The organism is Knoellia sp. LjRoot47 (genome assembly GCF_964253435.1).
GTDB lineage: Bacteria > Actinomycetota > Actinomycetes > Actinomycetales > Dermatophilaceae > Knoellia.
On record NZ_CAXUQS020000001.1, the window covers coordinates 489,378 to 498,848 of the forward strand.

14 protein-coding genes are annotated in these 9,471 nt (G+C 70.5%); all 14 read left to right on the forward strand.

What is annotated here, in order from left to right; genetic code table 11:
* Positions 1–84: 84 nt before the first annotated feature.
* The 14 genes from ACSQ11_RS02460 to terL all read left to right on the forward strand — a co-directional run bounded on the left by ACSQ11_RS02460 (position 85) and on the right by terL (position 9,466).
* On the forward strand, positions 85–627 hold the full coding sequence (locus tag ACSQ11_RS02460) for a crossover junction endodeoxyribonuclease RuvC (protein WP_436002714.1): 543 nt from the start codon (positions 85–87) through the stop codon (positions 625–627).
* Positions 624–1,565 carry a hypothetical protein gene (locus ACSQ11_RS02465; protein WP_436002716.1) on the forward strand — a complete coding sequence of 314 codons (942 nt, stop codon included), beginning with the start codon at positions 624–626 and terminating at the stop codon, positions 1,563–1,565. Before ACSQ11_RS02460 ends, ACSQ11_RS02465 begins: the two co-directional genes overlap by 4 nt.
* Positions 1,566–1,653: 88 nt before the next feature.
* Positions 1,654–2,406, forward strand: a complete 753-nt coding sequence (locus ACSQ11_RS02470; RefSeq protein WP_436002718.1) for a DNA-methyltransferase — start codon at positions 1,654–1,656, stop codon at positions 2,404–2,406.
* On the forward strand, positions 2,403–3,932 hold the full coding sequence (locus ACSQ11_RS02475; protein WP_436002719.1) for a DnaB-like helicase N-terminal domain-containing protein: 1,530 nt from the start codon (positions 2,403–2,405) through the stop codon (positions 3,930–3,932). Before ACSQ11_RS02470 ends, ACSQ11_RS02475 begins: the two co-directional genes overlap by 4 nt.
* Positions 3,933–4,129: 197 nt before the next feature.
* The gene (locus ACSQ11_RS02480) at positions 4,130–4,390 is read left to right on the forward strand and encodes a hypothetical protein (RefSeq protein ID WP_436002721.1); all 261 of its coding nucleotides are present in this window, start codon (positions 4,130–4,132) and stop codon (positions 4,388–4,390) included.
* Complete coding sequence (locus ACSQ11_RS02485; RefSeq protein ID WP_436002723.1) at positions 4,387–4,716, forward strand: hypothetical protein; 330 nt, start codon at positions 4,387–4,389, stop codon at positions 4,714–4,716. Before ACSQ11_RS02480 ends, ACSQ11_RS02485 begins: the two co-directional genes overlap by 4 nt.
* 193 nt (positions 4,717–4,909) lie before the next feature.
* On the forward strand, positions 4,910–5,179 hold the full coding sequence (locus ACSQ11_RS02490) for a hypothetical protein (protein WP_436002725.1): 270 nt from the start codon (positions 4,910–4,912) through the stop codon (positions 5,177–5,179).
* Positions 5,176–5,343: a hypothetical protein gene (locus tag ACSQ11_RS02495; protein ID WP_436002727.1), complete on the forward strand. Its 168-nt coding sequence runs from the start codon at positions 5,176–5,178 to the stop codon at positions 5,341–5,343. Before ACSQ11_RS02490 ends, ACSQ11_RS02495 begins: the two co-directional genes overlap by 4 nt.
* 172 nt (positions 5,344–5,515) lie before the next feature.
* Complete coding sequence (locus tag ACSQ11_RS02500) at positions 5,516–5,713, forward strand: hypothetical protein (protein ID WP_436002729.1); 198 nt, start codon at positions 5,516–5,518, stop codon at positions 5,711–5,713.
* Positions 5,710–5,898 carry a hypothetical protein gene (locus ACSQ11_RS02505; protein ID WP_436002731.1) on the forward strand — a complete coding sequence of 63 codons (189 nt, stop codon included), beginning with the start codon at positions 5,710–5,712 and terminating at the stop codon, positions 5,896–5,898. The genes ACSQ11_RS02500 and ACSQ11_RS02505 overlap by 4 nt, the downstream gene beginning before the upstream one ends.
* Positions 5,895–6,542 (forward strand): hypothetical protein, encoded by a 648-nt coding sequence (locus tag ACSQ11_RS02510; RefSeq protein ID WP_436002733.1) that lies wholly within the window; start codon positions 5,895–5,897, stop codon positions 6,540–6,542. The genes ACSQ11_RS02505 and ACSQ11_RS02510 overlap by 4 nt, the downstream gene beginning before the upstream one ends.
* Positions 6,539–7,339 carry a hypothetical protein gene (locus ACSQ11_RS02515; protein WP_436002735.1) on the forward strand — a complete coding sequence of 267 codons (801 nt, stop codon included), beginning with the start codon at positions 6,539–6,541 and terminating at the stop codon, positions 7,337–7,339. Before ACSQ11_RS02510 ends, ACSQ11_RS02515 begins: the two co-directional genes overlap by 4 nt.
* A gap of 421 nt (positions 7,340–7,760) precedes the next feature.
* Entirely contained in the window at positions 7,761–7,973 is a 213-nt protein-coding gene (locus ACSQ11_RS02520) for a hypothetical protein (protein ID WP_436002737.1), read from the forward strand.
* Positions 7,970–9,466, forward strand: a complete 1,497-nt coding sequence (gene terL / locus ACSQ11_RS02525) for a phage terminase large subunit (RefSeq protein ID WP_436002738.1) — start codon at positions 7,970–7,972, stop codon at positions 9,464–9,466. The genes ACSQ11_RS02520 and terL overlap by 4 nt, the downstream gene beginning before the upstream one ends.
* Positions 9,467–9,471: the final 5 nt, after the last annotated feature.

A 9,471-nucleotide genomic window follows, 5' to 3' on the forward strand; every position in this document is an offset into this window, starting at 1 on the left:
CTGGCTCTGCTCCTACGAGATCCACGACACCGGCACCGCCCGCGAAGGCCAGTGCCTCCGCGGCGGCGCGGAGGTGAGCGACCGATGAGCATCATCTACGGCATCGACCCCAGCCTCACCGGCACCGGGCTCGCCCGCCTCGACACCGACGACATCCTCGACGTCGACACCTGGACGATCGCCACCACCGGCAAGGCCGACGCCACCCTCACCCAGCGCCGCGACCGCCTCGCACGGATCGTCGACACCATCGCGCTCTACAACGTCGACCTCGTCGTCGTCGAGTCCCCCTCCCTCGCACAGGGATCGCAGCGCGGCACCCTCGACCGCAACGGCCTCTGGTGGCTCATCGTCTCCGCCTTCGAGTGCCCCGTCGTCGAGATCGCTCCGTCGACGCTCAAGGTCTACGCCACCGGCAAGGGCAACGCCTCCAAGGGCCACGTCATCGAAGCCGTCACCCGCCGCTACCCCCACGTCACCACCGACGGCGACGACAACCGCTGCGACGCCCTCGTGCTCGCCGCCATCGGCCACCACCTCCTCACCGGCCGGCCGCTCGTCGACCTCCCCGCAACCCACACCCGCGCCCTCGACAAGGTCGCCCGACCAGGAAGCAGCGCAGCATGAAGGCCTACGGCAACGCAGCCACCATCCCCGGCGGCACCCGCACCGGCATCCCCCTCCCCAAGGGCCCCGTCGTCCACGCCGGCGGCCACATCCTCGACCGGCTCGAACGCGAACACACCCGCGTCTCCCCGATCGTCATGCACAACCCCGCCGAGTTCACGCCCGAACAGCTCGCCCGCGCAGGGTATGCCGTCGTTGGCACCAAGACCGCCCGGCGCCGCTCCACCTACGTCGGCCCCAACGACGACCGTATCGCCCAGCTGCACCGCCAGGGCCTCACCCTGCAGGACATCGCCGACGACGTCGACATGACCCCCGCCGGCGTCCGCGGCGTCCTCGACCGCCTCGGCATCGAGCGACCCAAGCGCGTCGGACGACGCGGCAAGCTCGTCACCGTCACTGACGACACCCTGCGCGCGCTCTACGTCGAGGACGGCCTGTCCTGCCGCGAGATCGGCGAACGCTTCGACTCGTCCGAGTCCGCGATCTCCCGCCGGCTGCGCGCCATCCCCGACCTCACCATGCGCACCAAGGCCATCACGCCCGCGCGCTGCGCCCGCAGGCCCGACCTCGACCGTGACGCCATCGTCGCCCAGTACGAGGCAGGCGACACCGCCAAGGCCGTCGCCGAGCGCCACCAGTGCTCCGACCGCACCGTCCTGACGATCCTGCACCAGCGCGGCGTCGCCATCCGCGGCCGCTCGTCCTACGACACCCACTTCACCCCGCGCCCGGCCCGTATCGACCTGGACAAGGCCGTGCTCGAGCGCCTCTACGTCGACGAGCAGCGCACGGCATACGAGATCGCCGACGAGCTCGAGGTGTCGCTGTCCACCGTCCGCCGCCAGCTGCGCCACCACGACATCCCGCTGCGCGACGACCGAGCCCGCAACGGACGCCGTCGACAGTCGCTGGACGGCCTGCGGGACACCGCATAGCTGCCGTCCCGGGCCCGCCCCACTGCGCCGAGCGGCGTGCCCGGGACCGGCCAGCAGACCACCGACCAACGCGGACCACAGGAGCAGCGTGAGCATTTACTACCAGGACGAGAGTGTGACTCTGCACCTCGGGGACTGGCGCGAGGAGATCGCTTCCGACTTCTGCGCCGATCTCATCCTGACCGACCCGCCCTACGGCGAGACCGCCTTGGACTGGGACCGGTGGCCCGCGGGTTGGGTCTCGCTTGCCGCACGGCACGCGCAGTCCATGTGGTGCTTCGGCTCCATGCGGATGTTCCTCGACCAGAAGGGCGAGTTCTCCGAGTGGACCTACTCGCAGGAGGTCGTCTGGGAGAAGCACAACGGCTCCAGTCTGGCCCGTGACCGGTTCTCGCGCGTCCACGAGTTCGCCACCTTCTGGTACCAGGGCCCTTGGGCTGACCGTCACCACCAGACGCCCACCACGGCGGACTCCACGGCCAGAACGGTCCGTCGAAAGCCCAAGCCGGCTCAGTGGCAGGGAGCGCGCGGCGCATCGGAGTACGTGTCGATCGACGGTGGGCCGCGCCTTATGCGTTCCGTCATCTACCAGCGCTCCATGCACGGGCGCGCGATCAACGAGACCGAGAAGCCCGTACCGCTCCTCGAGCCGCTCATCCAGTACGGCTGCCCGGTCGGCGGGACCGTCGTCGACTTCTACGCCGGGTCATCGGCCACCCTCGTCGCCGCGCGCAACCTCGGCCGCGAGGCCGTCGGGTTCGAGAAGCGCGAGAGCCAGTGCGAGAAGGCCGCCCTTCGCCTGAGCCAGGGCGTCCTCGACCTCGGCGAGGTGACCGCATGAGCCTGAGCCACGTCCCGCCCCTCGACGAGGAGGACCCCCGCGCGGCACCGACGCTGCCTCATGACGACGAGGCAGAGAAGCAGGTCCTCGGCGCCATGCTCTCCGGCGACCGCTGGGCCCTCGACGCCGTCACCACCACCATCAGCGGACCCGACTACTACCAGGCCAAGCACGAGTACATCCACGACGCCTGCGTCCACCTCTACGCCCGCGGCACCACCCCCGACGTCATCGCCGTCACCGCACACCTACGCGACACCAAGAACCTCACCCGCGCCGGCGGCCCCGCCTACCTGCACACCCTGCACCAAGGCCTCATCGTCGCCGCCAACGCCGACTACCACGCCGACAAGGTCCTCGAGCACGCCACCCGCCGCCGCGCCCTCGCAGCACTCGACGCCGCACGCGCCCGCATGCTCACCCCCAGCGACGACGACGCCCACACCCTCGTCGACTCGCTGCGCACCCAGATCGACCTCATCCCCCTACGACCAGCCGGCGTCGACGAGGAGACCTCCACCCACCCGTGGACCCCCGTCGACTTCGACGCCATCCTCGACGGCGACCTCGAAGCACCCAAGGCCACCGTCCTCGCCCGCCGCGACGGCAAGCACCTGCTCTACCCCTACGCCGTGCACTCCATCAGCGGCGAACCCGGCAGCCTCAAGACCTGGGTCGCGCTCCTCGCCGCCGTCCAAGAGCTCGAGCAGGGCAACCCCGTCGTCATGATCGACTTCGAGGACCGCCCCCAGTCCGTCGCCGCCCGCCTCCTGCAGATCGGCGCACGACCCGAACAGCTCCGCGACCGCAGCCTCTGGCGCTACATCCGCCCCGACATCGCCCTCGACGAGAACGGCACACGGCACCTCGCCGCGGCAGTCGCCGGCGCCACACTCGCCATCATCGACGGCGTCACCGAAGCCATGTCCCTGCACGGCATGAGCGTCAACGACAACGACGACGTCGCCAAGTACATCCACATGCTCCCCAAGCGCGTCGCCGACCTCGGACCCGCCACCCTCCAGATCGACCACGTCACCAAGGACAGCGACTCCCGCGGCCGCTACGCCATCGGCGGGCAGCACAAGCTCGCAGCCGTCACCGGCACCGCCATGAAGGCCGTCGTCGTCCGCTCCGGCGGCAAGGGCGAGCACGCCATCGTCAAGGTCGTCCTCGACAAGGACAAGCACGGCGACGTCGGCCCCACCGGCCTCACCGTCGCCGAGTTCCACCTCGATGACACCCAAGGCGGCTACACCTCCGCCTGGCTGGACCACCCCACCTCCAACTTCGACGACGACGGACACTTCCGGCCCACCACCCTCATGCGCCGCGTCTCCGACTACCTCGACATGACCGGCCGCGCAGCCTCCATGCGCGAGATCCGCCAGGGCGTCAAAGGCAACAACTCGTCCATCGCCACCGCCGTCGACACCCTCGTCCGCGAAGGCCACATCCGGCTCGAAACCGGGGCTCGCGGAGCCGTCATGCACCACCTCGTCACCCGGTTCGAGGAGGGGTCATGAACACCCCCAACGACCGGTTCCTGAGCGGTTCCTCGACCGGTTCCTTTTCGACCCGTCCGACGACTGGTTCTCCGGTTCCCTCCCCTACGGGAACCGGAACCGGTCGGAGCGGTTCCCCGAGGGACCAGAACCAGAGGAACCACTCGACCCCGCAGAGCAGCACCCCACCCATCAGCAGCACCCACACGGAGGAACCCATGAGCAGCACCACGACCAGGCCACGAGGACGAGTGAGCCTCACCCACGGCACCATCCACGGCCTCGTCAGGGCGAACCGCCGACACCGCTGCGACGGCCACCTCATCGACCCTGACGATGTCCACCACATCGAGCCCGGCGAGTACTACGTCGCCAGCGCCCTGCCTACCCACAACCCCGAGATCGGCAACGAACGCTGGTGGCACGCGCGGTACTGCCTCGACTGTGCCCCCGTCCAGTACGCCGAGGCCCAGCGATGACGGCCCACGACGACGCCCCGGAGTCGCTGCGGGACACGGAGGCGTTCTGCGCGTCGAAGGGTCTGCCCCGAACTCGCATCGACGAAGCTCTCGCCAGGTGGGAGGCGAAGGGTCCGACGTCGCTCACGGTGGCGCTGGCCGTCGATGCGCTCTACGGCGCACGGGAACGCATCGCCCAGACCCACGACATCTTGGACGCGGTTGAAGCCAACCCGACCGGATGGGGTGGCCCTCCGGTCGTCTCACTGGCTCGCTCAATACGCGCCGCTCTCGCGGGTGGGGTTGCCGCCGACGCACCCACCAGCAGCGACGGAGGTGCGAAGTGAGCGCCCGTCGGGAGCGAGCGGCGAAGCGTCGGCAGTGGGTGGAGGCAGCCAACGGCCGCAACGGGCTCGTCATGCGCTGCATCCAATGCGGAGGGGCGGGACCCCACTTCGTCCCACCGTCGTTCGGCGACATCGGCTTCTTCATCTGTGACCCGCCTGCTGACATCCGGAACCACAGCAGGGAGGTGTCCCGGTGAGCGCCGTCGATGAGGGCCTCGACGCCGCCGTGCAGCGGGTCAAGCGCATCGCGTCGATGAGTGCCTACATCGTGGAGGACTCGCTGATCGAGCGGGTGGTGCGTGCTGCTCGTGAGGATGTGCCCGCCCTCACCCAGCAAGCCCGCGCCGACGAGCTCGAGGATGCAGCCCGCGCGTATGCCGGCGATGACGACCCTGAATGGATCGACGGTTCGTCGTTCCTGCTGGAGCGTGCGGCCGCAATCCGGGAAGGCCGCGAGCCATGACCGACCTGTGTCCCGACCACGAGCACGCCGCCGCCACCTGCCTCGACAAGACCGGCCACCACCCCGAGAGCCGAGCCGCCGAACGGCTCCGCGCCGACCTCGCCACCCAGTGCACCCCGGGCCGCTACTGCCCGCCCCTCACCGCCCAGGAGGCCAAGCCATGAGCACCCGACGAGAACGCGCCGCGAAGAGGGCCCGCTGGGTCCGGGACGCCAAGGGCATCCCGCGACCCCTGTGCCCGAACGGGTGCGGTGAGCCCGGCTCCCACTTCTTCCCACCGTCGCTCGGCGACCCCGGTTTCTACATCTGCCAGCCTCGACCAGCCCAGGAGACACGATGACCCGCCCCCGCGTCACCGCCCACCACGAGATCGAAGCGTTCACCGACGAGCGTCAGTGCACCGACGGCGGACACACCACGCCGAGCGTCGAGGTCCGTGTCGACTTCGACCTCCACGACCACATCACCGCTCTCGCCCAGCTCGACACCGCGGTCGCCAAGGTCAAGGCCCAGATCGAGGAGGCGAAGCCGTGAGCACCCCCGAACCCCCGGACCGACCCGAGCCCCTGCCCAACCCGACATACACGCCCCCCGACCGCTCGTGGATCACCACCGAGACCATCCGTGGCGCCGGAGGGTCCGGCGGCGACTGGACCGGCGTCCTCCTCGGACTCGCGCTGGTCATCCTCGTCGTCGTCCTCGTGAGGAGCAGCCGATGAGCGACCACGACCGCACCCACGGCTGCGACAAATGCGGGCAACCCCACCCCCGCTGCTACGGCCACAACGGCCGCGGCCTCCCCTGCGGCCTCCACCCCATCACCGGCCTGCGCGTCTGCGGCAAGCACGGCGGCAGCGCACCCCAGTCCAAGACCGCGGCCGCCCGCAACGTCGAAGAGGCCAAGGCGGCGAAGGAGCTCGCCCGCCTCGGGCAGAAGGTCGACGTCCACCCCGCCGAGGCGCTGCTCGACCTCGTGCACTGGACCGCCGGCGAGGTCGCCTACTGGCGGCAGGTCGTCACCGCCATCGCCGACCAGGACGAGGCCGACCTCACTTGGGGCCGCACGAAGACCAAGGAGGGCGGCGACGACCGCGGCACCACCGAAGAGGCCAAGCCCCACATCGCCTACGTCCTCCTCGAACGCGCCAGCGACCGCCTCGCCTCGTATGCCGCCGCAGCCCTCAAGGCCGGCGTCGACGAGCGCCGCGTCCAGCTCGCCGAACGCCAGGGCGATCTTGTCGCCTCCGTCATCCGCCGCATCCTCGACCGCCTCAACCTCGACGAGGCGCAGCAGGCCCTCGTCGGCACCGTCGTCCCCGAGGAGCTGCGGCTCCTCATCTCACCCACCAAGGAGACCGCGTGACCCAGCCGGCCGCCACCGCCACCCGCGACGAGCCCACCCCCGCGGAGTACTCCGCCCAGATCCGACGCCACCTCGAGACCATCCGCCGCGCCTGGCTCTGGCTCCAGTTCCCCACCACCACCCCCGGCGGAGCACCCACCGGCAAGCCCGGCAGCCGACCACCCATCCCCGTCGACCCCCTCTCCCTGCGCGCCGAGATCACCCACGACCTCGCCTACTGGTGCCACGCCCTCCTCGAGGACCACCCCGAAGGACGTCGCGCCGACGCACCCCTGCTCGACCTCACCGACGTACCCGCCATGCTCGAGCACCTGCTGGCCGAGACCCGCTGGATCGGCGGCTGGGCCTTCGCCAAGCGCATGGAGGACGAGCTCCGCTACCACGCCATCGACGCACGCACGATCGCGTGGCCGCGCACCTCCGACAGCATCTTCCTCGGCGAGTGCCCCGTCACCATCGGCGCCGGCGGCGAGGCCGTCACGTGCGGCGGCCGGGTCCGCGCCACCGCCCGCCACGTCGGCGACATCCCCTGCCCCCGCTGCAAGACGAAGGACACCATCGAGGGCTGGCTGCTGCGCATCGTCGGAACCGACCGGCCGGTGACGATCCCGCAGCTGGTGCCGATCCTCGCGGGACGGCTCGGGGTGCGCGTCGACGAGCGGACGCTGCAGCGCTGGCACAAGGCCGGCCGCATCACGCCGTGCGACGGGACCGAGGGCAAGCCGTTGTTCGACCGGCGGCACGTGCTGACCGTGGTGGTGGCCCGGGAGGCGATGAAGGGGCAACGGTCTGCGTGAAGGGGCGTCCATGCGGTCGTGGGGCAAGGCGGGTCACCATGAGGTCGTGTCGCGTCTTGCTTGACATGGTGTCGCACGTCAGGCGAGAATCCGACATAACGGCGGTGAACCATGTCCAGTGACAGGTTCCACCGTCGTTCCGCATTCGTCCCGCCGCCGGCTCACGCCCACCCAGACGGGCGGATGGCCAGCACGCCCTCACCAGTAGCAGCCAGCGCCGATGCCCCCGCGTGAGCGGATAGACCTGGCGAGCGAACCGAGCAGCGACTGACCGCGCATCCGCACCGCAACAGCGTGAGGCTCGAGCGGCGGGCACCCCTCCACAAACACCGCCCGGGAGCCACAGGCCAGGGCGGTCATAGCGCGTCCCGGACTGATCACCCGGGCCGGCACCACGCTATGGAAGAGGCAGGTGACCGCCATGGCTGACCACCAGCAAGGCGTGATCAGCCTGCCCGACAGCAGCGACGACGAGCTCGACGCGCTGCTCCGCGGTCTCGCCGTCACCGCTGCCGCGCATCGCCGCTGCAGCTCCGGCGACATCCACTGCGCGCAGCGACGCAGCGCCCTCGAGTGCATCGACGCCGTGCTCGAGGAGCAGACGACGCGTCGCGCCGCGGCCACCCAGCCATGACCGACGTCGCCTGGGCCGAGCACGCCGCCCGTCTCTTCGAGCCGCCCCGCCGACGCTGGGCCACACCCGGCGACCTCGCCGCTGAGCTCAACCCCAAGACGGTCCGCACGCCCGCGCTCGACCTCATCGACGCCGAGCTGGTGCGCCTCCTCGACGAACCCGACAGCCGGCTCATCATCACCATGGCCCCGCAGGAGGGCAAGAGCCTGCGCGTCGCCGGCGACCTGCCCATCTGGGCCCTCACTCAGAACCCGGACCTGCGCATCATCGCCGCCTCCTACGGCCAAGGCCTCGCGTCCCGCAACGGCCGCCAGATCCGCAACCGCATCATCGTCAACCCCGACCTCGGCCTTCGCATCGCACCCGACAACGGTGCCGCCGGCGAGTGGCAGATCGACGGCCACGACGGCGGCGTCTACTCCGTCGGCATCGGCGGCGCCATCACCGGCCGCGCCTGCGACCTCCTCATCATCGACGACCCCATCAAGTCCCGCGCCGAAGCCGACTCCAAGGTCTACCGCGACCGCGTCTGGGACTGGTGGACCGACGAAGCCGCAGCCCGCCTCGCCCCCGGCGCACCCGTCGTCCTCATCCTGACCCGCTGGCACCACGACGACCTCGCCGGGCGCCTCCTCAAGGAGCCCGACAGCGACTGGCGGATCCTCAACATCCCCGCCGAATGCGTCGACCCCGACACCGACCCCCTCGGCCGGACCGAGGCCGGCGAGTTCATGGTCTCCGCCCGAGGCCGCACCCCAGCCCAGTGGCGCTCACGCAAGAAGGCCGCCGGCTCCCGCACCTGGGCCAGCCTCTACCAAGGCAACCCCACCCCCGACACCGGCAACCTCTTCCCCGCCGACGGTTGGGCCCGCTACACCCACCTGCCATGGATCGAGCGCGAGGACGGCGCACGCATCGTCCCGGACGCCCACCGCGACCCCGACGTCGAACTCGTCCAGTCCTGGGACTTCGCGTTCAAGGACACCGCCTCCTCCGACTACGTCGTCGGGCAGGTCTGGCTGCGCCGCGGCGTCGACGCGTTCCTCCTCGACCAGGTGAGGCGCCGCGCCGGCTTCACCGAGTCCTGCCAGATGATGCTCGACATGACCGCGCGCTGGCCGCAAGCCGTCGCCAAGCTCGTCGAAGACAAGGCCAACGGACCCGCCATCCTCAACGCGCTGCGCGCCAAGGTCGGCGGCCTCATTCCCGTCGAGCCCGAGGGCAGCAAGTACGCCCGCGCCGCCGCGATCACCCCGATGGTCGAGTCGAAGAACGTGCTCCTGCCCGACTCCAGCATCTGCCCGTGGATCACCGACCTCACCGAAGAGGCCCGGGACTTCCCGTCAGCTGCGCACGACGACACTGTCGACGCCATGAGCCAGGCCGTGCACCGCCTCCTGCTCGTGCCGCTCATGGACTCGGAGATGCACGACGCGGACGACATCCTCGACCACTTCGACGAGCAGCCCCTCGACTGGGCACCCCAGTACTGACGACC